At 36.5% G+C, this 17,068-nt stretch carries 21 protein-coding genes; 5 read left to right on the forward strand and 16 right to left on the reverse strand.

The annotated features are described in order from the left end of the window. Positions 1 to 6: 6 nt before the first annotated feature. Entirely contained in the window at positions 7 to 297 is a 291-nt protein-coding gene (locus IHV09_RS07570) for a hypothetical protein (RefSeq protein WP_231618146.1), read from the reverse strand. A 22-nt stretch (positions 298 to 319) separates the two neighbouring features. Beyond that, the gene (locus tag IHV09_RS07575) at positions 320 to 562 is read right to left on the reverse strand and encodes a zinc ribbon domain-containing protein (RefSeq protein WP_197264005.1); all 243 of its coding nucleotides are present in this window, start codon (positions 560 to 562) and stop codon (positions 320 to 322) included. 171 nt (positions 563 to 733) lie between these two features. Between IHV09_RS07575 and IHV09_RS07580 the strand changes: the two genes are divergently transcribed. Beyond that, positions 734 to 1,054, forward strand: coding sequence for a hypothetical protein (locus IHV09_RS07580; protein ID WP_066394515.1), 321 nt, complete (start codon positions 734 to 736; stop codon positions 1,052 to 1,054). A gap of 259 nt (positions 1,055 to 1,313) precedes the next feature. On the opposite strand, the gene IHV09_RS07585 is transcribed toward IHV09_RS07580, so the two are convergent. After that, positions 1,314 to 2,579 (reverse strand): MDR family MFS transporter, encoded by a 1,266-nt coding sequence (locus IHV09_RS07585; protein ID WP_197264006.1) that lies wholly within the window; start codon positions 2,577 to 2,579, stop codon positions 1,314 to 1,316. Between the two features lie 100 nt (positions 2,580 to 2,679). Between IHV09_RS07585 and IHV09_RS07590 the strand changes: the two genes are divergently transcribed. After that, positions 2,680 to 4,332 carry an ABC transporter substrate-binding protein gene (locus IHV09_RS07590; protein WP_197264007.1) on the forward strand — a complete coding sequence of 551 codons (1,653 nt, stop codon included), beginning with the start codon at positions 2,680 to 2,682 and terminating at the stop codon, positions 4,330 to 4,332. 41 nt (positions 4,333 to 4,373) lie between these two features. Here the strand turns inward: IHV09_RS07590 and IHV09_RS07595 are convergent, their stop codons facing one another. Beyond that, the gene (locus IHV09_RS07595) at positions 4,374 to 4,853 is read right to left on the reverse strand and encodes a DUF5662 family protein (protein WP_197128029.1); all 480 of its coding nucleotides are present in this window, start codon (positions 4,851 to 4,853) and stop codon (positions 4,374 to 4,376) included. Positions 4,854 to 5,027: 174 nt separating this feature from the next. Beyond that, on the reverse strand, positions 5,028 to 5,318 hold the full coding sequence (locus IHV09_RS07600) for a hypothetical protein (RefSeq protein ID WP_197190960.1): 291 nt from the start codon (positions 5,316 to 5,318) through the stop codon (positions 5,028 to 5,030). A 150-nt stretch (positions 5,319 to 5,468) separates the two neighbouring features. Here IHV09_RS07600 and IHV09_RS07605 point away from each other — a divergent pair, with 150 nt between their 5' ends. Then, entirely contained in the window at positions 5,469 to 6,380 is a 912-nt protein-coding gene (locus tag IHV09_RS07605) for an NAD(P)-dependent alcohol dehydrogenase (RefSeq protein ID WP_197264008.1), read from the forward strand. A gap of 22 nt (positions 6,381 to 6,402) precedes the next feature. Here the strand turns inward: IHV09_RS07605 and IHV09_RS07610 are convergent, their stop codons facing one another. Together IHV09_RS07610 and IHV09_RS07615 are read right to left on the reverse strand one after the other, a co-directional pair. Then, entirely contained in the window at positions 6,403 to 7,323 is a 921-nt protein-coding gene (locus IHV09_RS07610; RefSeq protein ID WP_197264009.1) for an aminoglycoside phosphotransferase family protein, read from the reverse strand. Between the two features lie 11 nt (positions 7,324 to 7,334). Beyond that, positions 7,335 to 8,111: a serine hydrolase gene (locus IHV09_RS07615; RefSeq protein WP_197264010.1), complete on the reverse strand. Its 777-nt coding sequence runs from the start codon at positions 8,109 to 8,111 to the stop codon at positions 7,335 to 7,337. Between the two features lie 158 nt (positions 8,112 to 8,269). Here IHV09_RS07615 and IHV09_RS07620 point away from each other — a divergent pair, with 158 nt between their 5' ends. Continuing rightward, positions 8,270 to 9,205 (forward strand): RNA polymerase sigma factor, encoded by a 936-nt coding sequence (locus tag IHV09_RS07620; protein WP_197264011.1) that lies wholly within the window; start codon positions 8,270 to 8,272, stop codon positions 9,203 to 9,205. 116 nt (positions 9,206 to 9,321) lie between these two features. Here IHV09_RS07620 and IHV09_RS07625 read toward each other — a convergent pair whose 3' ends face one another. Genes IHV09_RS07625 through IHV09_RS07650 form a run of 6 tightly spaced genes read right to left on the reverse strand, consistent with a single transcriptional unit; the run spans position 9,322 to position 13,751 of the window. Beyond that, on the reverse strand, positions 9,322 to 9,510 hold the full coding sequence (locus tag IHV09_RS07625; protein ID WP_197264012.1) for a hypothetical protein: 189 nt from the start codon (positions 9,508 to 9,510) through the stop codon (positions 9,322 to 9,324). Between the two features lie 57 nt (positions 9,511 to 9,567). Continuing rightward, positions 9,568 to 10,818 carry an ABC transporter permease gene (locus IHV09_RS07630; protein ID WP_197264013.1) on the reverse strand — a complete coding sequence of 417 codons (1,251 nt, stop codon included), beginning with the start codon at positions 10,816 to 10,818 and terminating at the stop codon, positions 9,568 to 9,570. After that, the gene (locus tag IHV09_RS07635) at positions 10,811 to 11,740 is read right to left on the reverse strand and encodes an ABC transporter ATP-binding protein (RefSeq protein ID WP_197128037.1); all 930 of its coding nucleotides are present in this window, start codon (positions 11,738 to 11,740) and stop codon (positions 10,811 to 10,813) included. Before IHV09_RS07635 ends, IHV09_RS07630 begins: the two co-directional genes overlap by 8 nt. Positions 11,741 to 11,746: 6 nt before the next feature. Then, entirely contained in the window at positions 11,747 to 12,601 is an 855-nt protein-coding gene (locus tag IHV09_RS07640; RefSeq protein WP_197264014.1) for an ATP-binding cassette domain-containing protein, read from the reverse strand. Continuing rightward, entirely contained in the window at positions 12,598 to 13,005 is a 408-nt protein-coding gene (locus IHV09_RS07645) for a GntR family transcriptional regulator (protein WP_066394544.1), read from the reverse strand. Before IHV09_RS07645 ends, IHV09_RS07640 begins: the two co-directional genes overlap by 4 nt. A gap of 20 nt (positions 13,006 to 13,025) precedes the next feature. Further along, positions 13,026 to 13,751, reverse strand: a complete 726-nt coding sequence (locus IHV09_RS07650; protein ID WP_197264015.1) for a hypothetical protein — start codon at positions 13,749 to 13,751, stop codon at positions 13,026 to 13,028. 230 nt (positions 13,752 to 13,981) lie between these two features. On the opposite strand from IHV09_RS07650, the gene IHV09_RS07655 reads away from it, so the two are divergent. Further along, entirely contained in the window at positions 13,982 to 14,446 is a 465-nt protein-coding gene (locus IHV09_RS07655; protein ID WP_197264016.1) for an SRPBCC family protein, read from the forward strand. Between the two features lie 31 nt (positions 14,447 to 14,477). On the opposite strand, the gene IHV09_RS07660 is transcribed toward IHV09_RS07655, so the two are convergent. The 3 genes from IHV09_RS07660 to IHV09_RS07670 form a co-directional block, all read right to left on the reverse strand. Next, positions 14,478 to 15,038: an AAA family ATPase gene (locus tag IHV09_RS07660; protein ID WP_197194215.1), complete on the reverse strand. Its 561-nt coding sequence runs from the start codon at positions 15,036 to 15,038 to the stop codon at positions 14,478 to 14,480. A gap of 148 nt (positions 15,039 to 15,186) precedes the next feature. Beyond that, positions 15,187 to 16,098, reverse strand: coding sequence for an alpha/beta fold hydrolase (locus IHV09_RS07665; RefSeq protein WP_197264017.1), 912 nt, complete (start codon positions 16,096 to 16,098; stop codon positions 15,187 to 15,189). 32 nt (positions 16,099 to 16,130) lie between these two features. Further along, positions 16,131 to 17,060 (reverse strand): GNAT family N-acetyltransferase, encoded by a 930-nt coding sequence (locus IHV09_RS07670; protein WP_197264018.1) that lies wholly within the window; start codon positions 17,058 to 17,060, stop codon positions 16,131 to 16,133. Positions 17,061 to 17,068: the final 8 nt, after the last annotated feature.

Consider the following 17,068-nt stretch of genomic DNA (forward strand, 5'->3'; position numbering starts at 1 on the left):
ATCCCCTTATTTTCTAAGAGCATCCGCCGCTAGATGTGCATCTGCTTTCTTGACGTAAATGTCGTATTGCGTGTTATCAATGATTGACCGTTCTCTATCACCAAATGCCTGCCCCGGTATCCTCACCTTATATGGCACACCATCTGCTTTGAGCTTAGCAGTAACATTAAAATAGTTTTCCTGACCAAACGCAGTATAGATGAGATTCATGTTACGGTAACGATACTTATGAACAAGAGAACCAACTATGATTCCGCCCAGCACGATTAAAAGAAAAACCCATCCAAAAACTGGCATGCATATCACCTCTTTAGAGTTTTTATCCGAACAAAAGATCCAGTACAGACCCCAACTGTCCTTTTTTTCCTTCAAGAACATTAGGATCATACACCTCTACAAATCCACAATTTTCATATGACACGAATAAAATGTGGTTGTGCTGAATGTCGAGAAATTTACTTAAATCCGAACCAATCATGGCTAGTTCTTTTGTTCTGCAATCCGAATGGCGACACATGTTACATTTGAATCTGCTTTTAATCGCTTCTTCTACTCTGCTCATTTAACAAATACTTTCTGCTCTTTACTTACATGGTTAAATCAATAATAGGTTGATGGAAAAATTTAGTCAACGAGTGAAAATACCCCCATAAATGAATGGTTCTCTCTTAATAGTGTATAGAGTACATAAAAAAGAAATGACAGAAGCACGAACACTGTAAGGAGGCAAAACATGGAGCCGTATGTAAAGGATGCTCTGCTTGAATGGAAAGATGAGATTGAGCAACAAAAGAAAGAAATAGACGAAGAATACGAAAAAGTGAAAACAGAACTTCAACTCTATTCTTATAAATTTGGAATCACCAAACAAGTCATCCAATCAACGATCAATGAAGAAATGATCAAGAACATCAAGAAAACTTATCAAGAGCCTTTTGAGGAAAAGTACAATGAGTTGAAGCAACAGCTGAAAAAGCTTGAAGAGAAACGCAGCGTTTTCAACATGTTTGTAGAAAAGATCGAGATCGCTTCTGTAAAAGAATCCAATTCATAAAAAATCGAAGCTTGGAATGAATTCCAAGCTTCTTTTTCTATTCTTAATCTCAAGGCGCTTGTCAAAGTGTGTCGAAAATCGGATAAATAATTTTATATACGGAATTAACTTGAATTACCTCGTATTTATTGTAATTTACCTCGTAATTATTTGTTATTACCTCGTAATAAATGATAGATATACATACGAATTAAACATAGATTGATTTTGTTCAATTGTGGTGGACATTATTTGTTTAAGTTCCTGTATTCAACTATGTTTATTTTACAACTTGAGCTATTACCTCTTTTTTCACAGCTTTTTCGGTTACCTTTTCTCTTAAAAAAAGTCCAGAATACATGAAGAACGCACCGATCATGATCACGACTCCCATATATACACTCATCATCACCGGTACTAAAAACGCGCCAAGGATGATCGTCGAACGAGCTAGCATATCCGCTCCACTGAATGATACATTCGCAAAGGCAGAGTAAGATCCTCTCTTATCGCTAGGAATCATGTTAGCTTTTTCCGCTTCTTTAATCGGAGAGTAGATCAACTCACCCATTGTAGCGATTACATTAAATAGAAGGAGAACATACCAAGCGTTCGCTGACGTAACGGTCACGTAACCGATCCCATATAACAACAACCCAATCAATAAGGCATTCTTCTTAGAAAAACGATCCATAATTCGGTTGATCAAGAACGTGAAACAAACAACCATCAACATATTTTGAATGTTTAGCATACTGAGCATGCGAACCCCAGTGATCTCAAAGTTACCAATATGAAAAGAGTCGAATGTTTCAGCCAAACGGATACCAATATAGCTATTTAGTGTAAATTCTGCAGAAAAGATAAATGTTCCACCAATCACGACTTTAACAAATGCTGAATCTTTTAAAGCCACTCTGTAGTTTTGAAACAAGTCCAGAAACACATTCTCGTGTGTTTTTTCCAGAAAACCAGTGAACTCATCACGCAGCCAAATTCCATAAGCAATAGGGATGCTGATTGACGTAACGGTCAACATCACGAAAAGTTCAATCTGATGACTCACATACAGCAATCCACCTAAAGCCGCTCCGATCGCCATCGACAAGTTAATCATCCAATAATCAAGCGTGTATACTTCTTTCCTATTTTCAGGTGTTGTCGAATCCATGATGATCGCATGCATGGCAGGTCTGCCTAAGCTGCTCGTAATGATGAATCCAATATAAGCGATCGCGAAGAGCAGAATCCAATTTTGATCCGGAAGTAAGCTAACGGTCATGAGTAAAAACATGATTGCATTTAAGCAAGAAGTCGTCATCAACACTTTCTTTCTTGGAAAACGATCGGATATGTAGCCACCGATTAAATTTACAACAAATCCGATGACAACCGTTAAAATTAAAAATGTTCCTGCCCAAACTTTGCCCTTTTCAGTAGCAAAGAATAAGGCCATAAATGGCATGACGGCCGATGAAACGGCACGATTAAAGAACGATGTGATCAACCGTACTTTAATATTTTGGGGGTATTCTCTCCATCCCATGTTGTCCCCTCCTTCTCTGTATTGTAATATTAAACTAGACTACTAAAGATAAAAATGGACAATTAAACAAAACATGTCTACTTTTAAACTGGAGGAGAACATGGATAACAAACTTCTCATTCTATGGAGATACTTTCCATCAGGTCATATACGAACTGAAGAGATTGCTGAAGTACTTCAGATCAGTCAAAAGCAAACTACCCGATATTTAAAGAAATGGAACGATGAAGGATGGTTAACTTTTACTTCAGGTCGAGGAAGAGGAAATGTTTCACGACTACAATGGCTGAAGAATATCGAAGAAAACTTTGAAGATGAAGTTCTTCTCAAGTTGGATCATGAACCGGTTGAAATCAGTAGTAAATATTTGATGTATGATTGGTCGACGGATACGAAGATAAGATTGATGAACAAATTTCATACCCAATTTGGTTTCGTACAGAAAGCGAAAGACAAACTCGTCGTTCCAAAGCGCTTTCCGTTTAGAACTCTACACCCTTTAGATGCAGCAGATGCACATAGCGCAAATATGGTATCAAATGTATTTAACCGACTCGTATCTTTAACCGATCAAGGGGAAATCCTACCTGAACTTGCTCACAGCTGGGATGTTTCACCTACGAAACTACGACTTTATTTAAGAAAAGACGTCTGCTTTCACGACGGATCTGTTCTAACAGCAGCAGATGTAATCAACTGTTTAGAGAAACTAAGATTTCATGAGCAAAACAGAGAGTTATGGACACCGATAGAGGATATTGTTTCTAAAGCGCCACTCGTGGTCGATATTCTGTACCCTGGAGGCTGCAGCTATATTCTTCCATTGTTAAGCACAATGACTTCGAGTATATACAAAGAAAGCAAAGGAAGAATATATGGAACTGGAGGGTTCTTAGTCGAAGTGGACACCGACCAAAAAACAACGCTTGTCGCTTTTAAAGACCATTTTCAAGAGCGGCCATTACTCGATGCGGTTGAATTCGTAAAAGTTCCGAAAGACTTTCCAATCGTTTATCACTCATCTATGGAACCAGATCATCATGAAACCTTTCAAGTAGAGAGTGATTCGGGATTTGGAGTACTTATCATGAATGCGTACCGTAAAGGATCACAAATAGCTAAAACAGAAGTACGCCAATACATCCACCACATTGTCGCTATGAATCGTCATAGAATACCAGAGTATGAGGCAAGAGCCATTCCAAACGACAACAGCTGCATGATTGGAAATCGCCTACCCTATTCGATACCTAAAGCAGTCAGGCCCGAATTTACAGAGCCACTCATTATTAGGGTAGCGGAGCATACAGAAGAAGTTTCAAGATGGCTTCTTGACACGTTTGCACAATATGACATCCCAGTTAAAGTTATAAAAGTATCGTTTGAAGACGCTATTTTTAATAAACAACTAACTGACCAAACAGACATGTTTATACATGGTGAAATTTTCGAGTTGAATCAAGATCTATCTTTCTATTTTTTCTTAACAAATGGGTTTGCTCCACTCCCTTTAATTCTAGGGAAAAATAAAAAATGGCAAAAACGAATTTCTCAATATGTTCATACGCCATTTGAAGAATGGACAAATCTGAATGTTTCGGTCGAAAAGGAACTTATTGATGAAGCCATTATGATTCCACTATATTATCAAAAACGGTACATTCCTTTTTCAACTGAATTGATGAACGTGAATATCAAGCATTTCGGATATGTTGATTTTTCTAAACTATGGTTACGGCCTACAATGGATTAGTAAATTAGTAAAAGAAAAAAGGATCTGAGAATAAAAAATACTCAGATTGATTTCTGAGCATTCTCGGGTTCCAATTTTTCAATTATTTGTGCACATTCATTCCTTGTGTCCGGATGCAAAATTACACGATCCGTTAGAAGATTGGCGATCAAACGATCCGATATAGTTGGTCCTGATCGTTTCCTTCCCCATCTTCTTGAGAACGATTTGTAATCACAGATCATCTCGAGTACATACTTTCGGGGAATCGGAACCGCTTCTTTTTTAAGCGGATCAACCACCCAATAATTCCAATGATGTTTATTGTGATGTTGATGATGAAGCCAAGCATATTGCCATTCCACTTCACTTGGCTTCTCATCTGAATAAAATTTCTTTGCATAGGTAAAAAACTCAGCTGGATGAAGCTTAGATAGATCATGTGTAAACGCTTGAACATAAAGTCCTAACTTCCAGCATTCTATAAAAACATTCAATTTATGTTCAACGATATAAAGAAGATATTTTCCGTATGCCGGCATGTTTTTTCACCCACTAAGTTAATAATTTACTCCCATAAAATAGAATCAACGTAAAAATAATAACTTCAATCATTAATAGTTTCAATAGAGTTCCTTTGTACTTCATTCCTTCAAACAAATATTGAATGAACACAATAGCAATTGCCGTGAAAAAACTATCTAAAAGTGTTAATTTCATAGCGGATTTTCAAACATATTCACTACGAATACAAATATAAAAATTGTAACGAATGTGTAGCGGCTTCCTATAACTATGTTTTTATCTCCAAGGATCTTTTCAAAGAGTTCGTCAAGTATTCGATACAAGGTCCCACTTCCTAAAATGAAAAGGAAAAAGTTAAGGGGCTCATCCCAAATACGTTCAAAATCCACAAATTGAATAATCGTTAAGATCACAATAAGTCCACAAAGCTCTCCGACATTGTTTTTGGATCGTTTAAAGAAAAAATGTTTCAGTGACTTCATAAGCTGTCCTCCGTTTATGTCTATAATCTGCGATTCATATTTCATTCCTTAAAAAACTCATTTTTCCTTCTTATACCTTCAAACTTATAAAGCATTTTTAATTCAATCATCAACATAAGATGAATAAACGAATTTAACAGGAGGTTCACTATGAAAGCTGTATTATGTCTGAAGTATGGTACGCCAGAAGTACTTAGCCTACAACAAGTTCCAAAACCATCGCCTAAAGAAAACGAGATACTGATCAAAATCCATGCTACTACAGTAACAACTGGGGACGTCAGAGTTCGTGGCTTTAATAGTCCTCTATTATATTGGCTTCCGATGCGCTTATTCCTTGGTATACGAAAACCGAGAAAACCGATTTTAGGAGTTGAATTAGCAGGAGTTGTAGAAGAAGTCGGCCAACGTGTTACTCGGTTTAAAAAAGGAGATGACGTGTATGCCATGACCGGAATGCGATTTGGCGCACATGCAGAGTACACCTGTCTACGTGAAGATGGAGTTGTCACACATAAACCACAGAATGTAACTTTTGAAGAAGCAGCAGCCATTCCCTTTGGAGGAACTTCAGCACTACATTTTTTAAGAAAAGGAAAGATCCAAAGCGGACAGAATGTTTTGATATACGGAGCCTCTGGAGCTGTGGGCACTGCTGCTGTCCAACTTGCTAAGTATTTTGATACTGAAGTAACAGCTGTATGCGGTCCAACCAACCTAGAACTCGTTAAGTCATTAGGAGCTGATCATGTCATAGATTATACTATAGAGGATTTTACAAAATCGGATAAGAAATACGATATCATTTTTGACGCTGTAGGAAAAACATCAACGTCTAAGAGTCAAAATGCATTAACAGCTAACGGTAAATTCGTAACCGTTGATGGGCAAGGTATTGCAAAAGAGCGTATAGAAGACCTAGAATTCTTAAAAAAACGAATTGAATCAGGTCAAATGAAACCCGTCGTCGATCGTTTTTATGAACTACACCAAATTTCAGAAGCTCATGAATATGTTGAAACTGGCCGTAAGAAAGGTAGCGTTGTCATCAGAGTGGTTTAAAACCAAAAACGCACTTCTCAATCTAGAGAAGTGCGTTATTATTTTTGTATTTACTCACTAAGTTTTTGAAGACCTGAATGGTATTTAAAAAGCTGTCCTGCATTTGACCATCTTCAATTGTCCAACAAGTAGCTAACACAGCATGTGAATAGGCTCTTAACAAAACTCGTTCTTTATTCAGATTCAGTACATCTACAAAAATTTCAATTCGTTTTTCTGTTATCTCTTCCATTCGCTGTTCAGGTAATTTATTCAGCAAATATTGAACAACCTCATATTCACGGTCTCCGACTAAACCCTTTGGATCGATTACAGTCCAAGAATCTCCATTTGCTAGTATATTGTAGTGGTGAAGGTCGCCATGAAGTAAATATGTCTTCTCTATAGAAGTGTTTAATCCTTCAGTAATAAATAAAGCCTCTTCAATGGTTGCTTTTGAAACAGGTAGATAACTGTTGTAATTTTGATAGATTCGTTTCAAACTATTTTTACGATCAATAACCGTCGGAAGATTAGAATCAACTGGGGCAGGAATCATTAACTTCTTCATCACATTGGCAGCAATTATAGTAGCCTGATCATCATCTTCTATTTCAGCTAATGTTTGTCCTGGCTTTATTCGTTCAAGGATCATAATTCCTCGTTCCTTCTCAAACGCTAACACTTTAACTGTACTTTCACCAGACAAAAGTTGAAGTGCGCGTAATTCCGCTTCGAATTCTTTCTGATCGATCACAATTTTTAAAACCACTTCACTTCCATCACTCCTTATAGCCGGAGCAACGAAATTGTATGAAAGATTGAAAGTCTGTTGGATGTGAAGATTATAGATTTTTTCGCAGTCAGCGAGCATTTCTTCAAAATGTCTTAACCATTCACTAGCCTTTTCTCCATGAACACCTGTAATCTGTTTAATGAATGTATCAGGAAGTTTGTAACTCATCACATCTCTCCTTATGTCATCTGTTCTTGTCTTTGTTTGGTGTATTCGTGGTACAACAACTTCATAGACTCTACTATTCTTTCATCAGATAAAGTGTTTGAATAACGATTCGGGATATCATTAACTCCTAGTACATAGAGCAACGGATATTGATGAAATTCTCCTAAAATTCCTATATCCACCACTAAATTCTCTAAACCTCCGCTCATGTGATTCAACATATGGTTTGGAATCCCTTCAAAGTGATCTTGAGGTCGAACTAGACCATTCATAACAGGTAACCATAAATGCGGATGACGGTGATACCCTTCAAAAATAGCTATTAATACAGAAAGAACTTCACTAATTCTCCCTTTATTTTCAACATCCCGAGGATTTGAAGAAATATTTATGTGTTTGTAAGATCTATTTATCTCTGTATTTACCTTTTCCCACCCTCCACAAAACTGCACAATGCTATCAGCAGCTTTACTATCGTGACATGTGATCATCACTTCAACGAGATTACCTAAAGACAAAGACAGTATACCTTGAAAATGTGGAAATAATATGGCACTGTTCTCCTCTTTATCGAGTTGAAAATCCTCAATTAAGTCATTCCAATGAAACAAGCCTCTCTCCACCCATTTTGTTACGCAATATCCAATTACTACTTTTGCTGCTGAAGCTAAAGGAACGATCAAGTCAGGATTAAATGAACATACAACTTCTTGCTGCTTCGTTGAATAGATGATTATACCTACTTGATCGGATTCAACAGTCTTTAATGATGTTACTACATTTTGCATCTAGTTTACTCCTTCACATAATATAATTGTAACTTTTATCCAATTCAACAATAACACACTTCATTTCTAACTTTTTTAAAAAATTTCGTAAAAAGCGTATAATTTCCAGTAGAATATTCGTTGTACATAGTGAACGGTAAATAGAAGGGAGCAATAACATGTCTCAGTTAACGAAAACTCTTCACGCGCAGTCCAATGATTTACGTCAAAAACTAGACGAAGAAATCCATGATTTCAGTGATGCACTATGGAACTATTGCAGATTTCTTACGGGTTCGCCATGGGATGGTGAAGACTTGTATCAAGAAACGATACTAAAAGTACTTGGTGGTCTTTTTACAAGATGGCATCCTACTAACTTAAAATCCTATGTATTTCGCATCGCAACCAACACTTGGATCGACCAGTGTCGAAAAGAAAAAAGAACACTTGGCGAACTACATGAAAATAATGAAGCTTTTGAAGAATTGTCGGACAATCTGGAGTTAGAAGAAGCTCTAGTAAAATTAGATGCCCTTTTTTCCCCACGACAAACAGCAGTGTTTCTTCTTTTGGAGATCTTTCGCTTTCAAGCTGATGAAGTTGCGAGTATCGTAAAAACAACGCCTGGCGCTGTTTATGCTTCTGTGAGAAGAATGAAATATAAATTACAAACCAATAGAGATCATTCGAATAAACCGAAGCTTGAAAATACACCTCAACAATCAAAGACGATACAAGCCTATTTGAAGGCATTTAATCATGGTGATCTAAAAGGGGTGCTATCTCTTATAAGTGATCAAGCACATTACGAAGCATCATTAGGTTTCCTAGAAGTAAACAAAGAGGAAATCATAAATGGGTCACTTTCATACGGCTTACCTGGACATCATGCTATTGAATGTGAGCTATGGGGTAAACATGTCATTGTGGTATTGGCTGAAACGGATCAAGGTCAGCTTGTACACGATATTCAATATCAAGAAGTCGAAAATAACAAGATTGTTTACCACAGAAGCTTTTTCTTTAGAAAAGAGTTCATTGTGGCTGCCTCAAAAGAATTGGGATACAAGCCACAATTAAATAAGCCTCCTCTTAACTGGGAAGAGAAATGATACATTTCGAGAATAATGCTCTTTTAGTTAAAAGACTAAATATGCAACCTCAAGACACTTAAAATTCAAAAAAATGTGACTGGTATGTCCAGTCACACAAAGTTTAATAGATTTAATTAGGAAACAATCTCACACTTTAAAGTATTTCGATTCACTTGGATATATTCACCTGTTGTTTTATTCATTACTTGTGACACTTGATTGGTGTGTGTAATTTCACACCAATCATTTTGTATATCTACCATTATTTTTATTTGAACATCAGCTTCTCCATACTTCAAACCGCTATAAGATAATTTTGTCATCGGCATAACTCCTTTCTTATTTTTTATTAATTTAATGAGTCTTCATCAATAAACGGTCTAGTAGCGCAGCCACTTCCAAATCTCACTTGGTGTCGCATTTTTTCCATAAAGTAAAATACCTGTCTTAAACACTTTTCCAGCTAATTTCATCAACAGCCAAATACTAGCTAATAAGATAACTAATGCAATAATGATCTCAACCCACGGCCATTCATCCAATAAGGAAAGGCGAAGGATAAGGATGCTTGGAGATGTAAGTGGAAAATATGTGGCAACTTGAGCAATGATTCCGCTCGGGTTTGCCAAAATAGGGCCGAGAAATATAAGCGGAAGAAACGGCAGCATCATGACGATTCCTTGAAAATTGCTTGTAGCTGTCATATCTTCAACCGTTGCACCAATACCAACGAAAATAGCAGCAAACATCAAGTAACCGGCTATAGAGATCGCTAGCAAGAGCAATAGTTCCGGTACAAAGAGATATTCCATGACTGGTAGCTCATATCTCCATGCTGCAATCGGAACAACGAGTAATAGCCAAGTTCCTACTTGAACAAGTCCTAATATGAAATAACCGATGATTTTCCCTTGCATTAAGTCTCCAGGTGTTACGGAGGATAACACAATCTCAGCTACTTTTTCCTTCTTTTCTTGAGAGGCACTCTGGAAGATCATCATACCTGTCATAACGATTGAAAAAAGGACGATACCAGCAAATGCTCCTGGGATGATGCGTTCCATTGAGCTGTCATCCGCACTCTGTTTATCTGAAGGATTTAGAGAGCCTGAATCAGTTTGTGTTGAAGCTTCTTCTGACTTGATCTCTATCCCTTTTGTTATCGATTGAACGACTTCAGGAGAAAGGTTAAGCTGATCAAATTTCACCTGACGCAGTGGCTCTTGTAGAAACTGCACTTCACTTGAAAAGGTGTCAGGCATTTCATTACTTGTGAAAACCTTCACTTCTCCTGTTTTTACCGCATTATCTGTCAATGCCACATAAGCTTGGTTTTCGGATGATTCTATCTCTTTGAGTATCTTTTTTGAATCACCTGTCACTTCTTCCATCTTCCAAGATAAATCTTGAGACTTAACCAATGAATCAATATCATCAAAAAGGTTCAGTTCATCCTTCACATATACTGTAACGTTCTCTGAATCAGGTTCTCCTTCCAGCTTTTCAAGGAGTGTAGGGAAACTAGCGAACACGATAAATAAAAGCGGCGTCAAGAGGAGTGAAATAATAAAAGATTTATTTTTCATGTTCCGCTTAAGTTCCCACTTAGCTACTTTCCAGCTGTTACGCATACTTCACACCTTCTTTCACAATCATGTTTTTATCAGAAGCGATATCAATAAAAATCTCATGAAGAGATACACGATCGATTATTAATTCATATACATTCAACTCTACTGGCAGCTCTCTAAGCCAGGTCGGGATGTGAACGTCTTGCTCTAAGTAAAGAATCGCTCGATCCTCTTTACTTTCAACGCGATGAACAGAGGGGATATTACGCAACAATTCTTCAGGGTTGTCACCAATGATCGTACATTTGAAGTTTGCGTATTCCCTCTTTACATCTTCCATCTCACCATAAATCACTTTCTTGCCTCGATGTATCATAAATAATCGATCACATAATTCTTCGACCATGTTCATCTGATGAGATGACAGGAGAATTGCTGTGCCATTGGCTGCAAGTTCTTTAATTTCTTCTTTAAATACTTCTTGACTTACAGGATCAAGACCTGAAAATGGTTCATCTAAAATAAGCAGTTCTGGTTCGTGAATAATCGCCGCGATCAATTGAACTTTTTGCCCCATCCCTTTTGAAAGCTCTTCTACCTTTGTGTTCTCTTTACCAGCAAGTCCGAATTTTTCTAAATACTCCAGAGCACGTTTCTTCGCCTTTTTTTGTGGATAGTCTTTAAGTTCGGCGAAATAAAGCAAGATATCCATCACATTTACGTTTTTATATAAACCTCTTTCCTCAGGCAAATAGCCTATCTTATGACGAGGAATTTCAGAACTCCCATGAAAATGAATAGATCCTTCGTCTGGATACATAATGCCCATAATGTTCCGGATCGTTGTAGATTTCCCAGCACCATTTGGCCCAAGAATCCCCATGATTTCACCACGATGTACTTCAAAAGAGATATCCGAAATAATTCTCTTATCTTTAAACGATTTCCCTAATCGCTCTACTTTCAATATGCGCTCACTCATCTTCTCTTACCTCCCCATTAGCATGTAAGTAATAATTTCTTCTACTTCTAAAATCTCTGATTGCATAATTTTTATTTCATTTTTCTTCAGGAATGTGTCTGTTTGATCTACATTATTAGAAATGAGTAAGCGATCGTTCAAACGGTCGATCTCACCAGGAATCTTTTCAATCCCTAACCCATCTTCAAACCAATAGCGCTTGTATCGGTACACTAATTCTTCTTTTTCGTATTTACCTAACACTTTGCCTTCGTTCATGATCACGATATAATCTGCTAACTTCTTAATATCATCAACTTGGTGGGTAGCAATAACGATCGCTCTCTCATCTCTTTCCATCCAATTCACAAGGATGTTCATTAATTTTTGTTTTGAAGGAATATCCATATTGGCAGTGGGTTCATCTAAAATTAAAAGTTTTGTGTTCTTAGAGAGAGCTAAAACAATGTTAAGTTTTTGCTGCATGCCTTTAGACATTTTTCCAAAACGTTTATTAAGGTCGATTTCAAAAGTTCTTACAAGATTCATAAACATTTCTTGATCCCAGTTTTTATACCAAGGTGCCATTAAATCTCTTAGATGATTTCCAGTTAACAAATCACAACCTAAAACAGATTGTGGTTGATATGCAACATCTTGTTTCCAATGTTCGCTGGTCTTTATATTTGTACCAAAATGCAACAGAAGGCCATTGTCCGGTTTCACTAGGTTCATCATCATTTTTATGAGTGTGCTTTTCCCTGCACCGTTGTTACCAATTAGTGCCGTAATCGTACCGAGTTCAATATCTAAATCTATTGGACCCACTGTGAAATCATCTACTGTTTTCTCTACTCTTTCAATTTGTGTACAAAGCTTCATTCACTACCACCTCGATCGTTATCTTTAAGTCTTGCTAGCACTTCTTCAAACACTGATCGAATTTCATCTACTGAGTAATTGTGTCGAAGAGCGGTCTCTACACCTTTTTCAATCGCTTCAGAAACAGATGACACAGCTAATTTCTCCATCTTTTTTACCTCCACTTCAGCAACGAAAGTTCCCTTTCCTTGCGTTGTTTTGATAAAGCCTCCGTACTCTAAATCTTGATAAGCACGCCGCGTAGTAATGACACTGATCTCTAAATCTTTTGAAAGTGCTCGAATGGAAGGAAGAGGTGAACCTGCTGGTAACTTACCACTAACAATTAGTGCTTTAATTTGTCCTTCTATCTGGTGGTAGATGGGAACCCTGGAATCTCTAGAAAGCTTAATAGGAAGTTCCATTAAAATGCTTCCTCCCTTCTTTACTGAAAATAATCCAATTTATTCATGTGTTTTTTCATATATCTCATCCAAAATGCAACACTTGCACCAGCTGCGATGACGGATATCAAAGATGAAACAATGGGCCATTTGCTTGCAAGCACAATGGTGAGTCCAACTAATCCGTAACTCGAGAGATAAGGAACAGCAAATAATATTAACGAGAAGCTTCCCAATAAAACAACTGCGTAAAACGCCATCTTCACGTTCGTGACTTTATCTCCTGAATCACTTGCCGGATATACACTTCCATAACAAATGCCAAAGCTAAGCCAGATGAGTGAAAATGCTATAAACTCAAGAGGCAATAACGTTTGTCGCAATTCAGGAGCAAAGCTATACATGATCACTAATACTGCTAGATGGAACGGAAGTGAGTAAATAAAATAAATAATAAATCGGCTTCTTACCACAATCTCTCTTGGAATAGGAAGTTGGTTAAGAAATACTGTAAAAGGTTGTGCCCACATATTGTCAGAAAGTTTTTGGTATTGATATTCCTTTGGTTTAGCCCATATGGCTGCAACACCAAAAGTAAGTAAAAAGAAAATATCATAAAGCATAAAGTGTTCTTCTAAGTAAGAACCAATAGACATCGTCAAGAAAAACGAATATGGCGCTAATAAAAAAAGTAAAAATAAAATACTTTTCTTTGAATGTATTAATTCAAATTTTGATAGCCGAAATGCTTGTTGCCACCGGTTCATAAACATCATCCACCTTTTTGTAACTGTTATAGTGTTTATATCTATATACACACTATATAACATTCGTGATTGTTTTTCCACACTAATTACAAAAGATATACATGTAACATTTTTTCTTTATGTGAATCATTGTTAATAAAACTCTATAGAAGCGTTGTTCCTAATGACTAATTCTTCTATAATAAAATGTAATAAAACCATGCAGAAACGTATTAAGAAAAGGAGAATATATGAATAAATCTATTAAAACGAATCCTGTCGTACTTACAGAAATGCTTATTAGGAAACCAGCTAACCTCGTATTTGAAGCTTTTATAGAGCCTGATATCACCACAAAATTCTGGTTCACTAAAAGCAGTGGAAGACTATCAGAAGGAAAAAAAGTCTTGTGGGAATGGGAAATGTACGGAGTTTCCGACGAGATTTTAGTTAAAGAATTAGAAACAAATAAACGCATTTTAATTGAATCTTCCAATGGAACAACAGTGGAGTGGTCATTTACTTCTCGCAACAATAATGAAACTATGGTTAAAATCACAAATGCTGGTTTTACCGGTGATGGTGATGAGGTACTAAACCATGCCATTGATGCAATGGGAGGATATACAATGGTATTGTGTGGGCTAAAAGCGTATTTGGAACACGGCATCCAATTAAACCTAGTGGCAGATAAAGCACCAGATTTTCACGTATAAGCAGCAAAAAAGGACCTCTTAGGTCCTTTTTTTATAAGTTAAATGTATATTTTATTTGTTCAGCTACTTCATCAGGGTTTAAATTTTCGTTGTTAATTCGCAGATAATTTTCTCTTTTTAACTCTCCCTCTTCAGAGTTCAAACGGTACTTTTCCATCGATGTCTTTACATCATTTTCCGACCACTTAATATTTCTTTTAGAAGGTTTATGGTCTAACCTATGAGAAGTCGTGTTTCTCTTAAGTCTTGTCTCTAGATCAGATTCAAGTTCGACAAAATAGATCTCTGCTCCTTCCTTCTCAAACACCTGGCACACACCTTCAACAAACTCCCAATCTTCCTTATAATTAAACGCCCATACATATGTAAATATCATTCCATACTGATCACTCTTCGCATATGTTTGAAAAATCTCTGAACGAAACAATTTCACCAGTCTTCTTCCCTCATCAGAACCATATTCAAAAAACGGTGTAACAAGATCGATTGTCATGTGATTATGAAAAAGCTTTAATTTTGTGACTTTCTCTAACTCATGCCCAACAGTCATCTTCCCAACCGCTTGCGGGCCAAATAATAATACGAGTTTCATCTCTTCACCTCTATATGTTAAATGTTTATTCTCTAGTTACACAAACGAATGAAAAACACCTCTTCTTCAAAACAGCTTAAAAGACGTATTTTAAAAAGGCCGTTAAATTTAAAAGAAAGACCAGCTACGAAACCTGGTCTTTCTAATCCTAAGATTGCAGATAATCTATGACAACTTGCTTAAACTTTTCTGAATCCTCGTAATGAGGAGTGTGACCACTTTCTTCAAAGATTAATATTTCTCCGTTAATAGCATCTCGCTCGAACACCTCAAAATGTTTATCACACGTACAAGCATCATATTTTCCAACGAGTAACAACATCGGATTTTCAACAAACTTTATGTCATCTAACAAAGAATCAAAGATCTTGCCTTCTTCTCTTAACAAATTGTAGTGGTGCTCTGAACGGTCATAGAATTTATCCCATTCTTCCTCAGAATAAAATGAATAATAATCCGTTGGGTTATTATGATTATGCCGATAGATCTCCATACGGTTCTCACCTAACTCATCACTCAACTTCATATATTCTTCTGTTAATTCACGAATGGTATGATTCCCCTCAGCAAGTAACAAACCTTTCTCGTATAGTTCGTGTTTGCCATACTTTTTTAGTAAATGTGCAGTCTTTCTGATAAGACTTCTCGATGTTAGTTCAAAATCAAAAGTTGGTCCCTCGAAAATCACATTTTCTATAGATTCAGGATGTTGCCGAACATAAGCTAGAGCTAAAAATCCACCAAATGAATGACCAATAAGTGACCACTTTTTTATATGTAAAAGTTCTCGAAGAGCTTCACAGTCATCGATTAAATCTTGAAAGCCAAAGGATTCATTCTTTTCTATGTTTTCAGAACGACAAACTCCTCTTTGGTCTATTAAAATTAGATTGAAATGCTTTCCTAATCTTTCAGCTTGATGAAAGGAAAAATCATGACATCCTTCCCCAGGACCTCCATGAAGATAAAGGATAGCTGGTTTATCATCAGTACCGTAACGTTCTACATATAATTTTTTGCCTCTAATTTCAATTTCTTGACCGTTTAGTTGCTTTATCATTTCTTCATCGCCTTTCTTTTTTCATGAAGTTCTTAATGTTTACTAGATTGATAGTACAAGTGAAGCAAATCTTCTACAGGAATGTTATCTATCTTCATACCGGTAATATCACTTTTTTTAATTTCAACATGTTTAAGATCACAATTTACTAGTTTGGACCCAGTAAGATCGCACCTGTTAAATAGAAGAGGATTCCCTTTGTCCCCAAGATTTGTATCTATGAATTGGGCACCACTTAACGTCACGTAAATGAATTCACTATCAGATAAATTCAAATCGGCAAACATTGTATTTCTATAGTTAATATTTTGAAACTTTGAACGACTTAGATTGCAATTGCTCATATGTATTTGACTTACGTTACTGTTGCTTATCGAACAACGTTCCATCGTAACTTGGTAATATTCAGAATGACTTAGATCAGAGTTTTCATATTGATGATGAGATAAGGTTTGATTTTTCATCATACTCTCATGTTGAAACGGCTGCTTAATATGTTTTACAAAACAAAACTCTTCTTCACCTTCAAAGGTCACAACATACCCCATCTTTTTATAAAAGTAATGGTTATTCAGCTGTCTACTCGACGTCTCAAGATCCCAAGCTCTTACATAAGGAAATTCTTTTTCAACTAAATTTATAACTAAAGAACCAATCCCTTTACCTTGGTAATCTGGATCAATAAAAATTCGATCAATCCTGCCGTATGACTTTCCTGAGATGGTGGCTATGATTCCTCCAACAAGAAAACCATCGTACATTACTTTGAAATATTCTAATTCTCTAATCATATATTTAGTCATTTCAACAGATGTGTATCCTGGTGGCTGTATATTGAAGTCGATGGTATCTAGATGCGAAAGCCATTTTTCTGCTTCGCCATCAAACGTTTTTTTCATAATGGCAGTTAACTGTACTGCATCGCTAATTGTTGCTTTTACAAGTGTAGTCTGATCTAACATGTAAGCGT

Origin of the sequence: Fictibacillus sp. 23RED33 (assembly GCF_015903925.1) — a bacterium.
Classification (GTDB): domain Bacteria; phylum Bacillota; class Bacilli; order Bacillales; family Fictibacillaceae; genus Fictibacillus; species Fictibacillus phosphorivorans.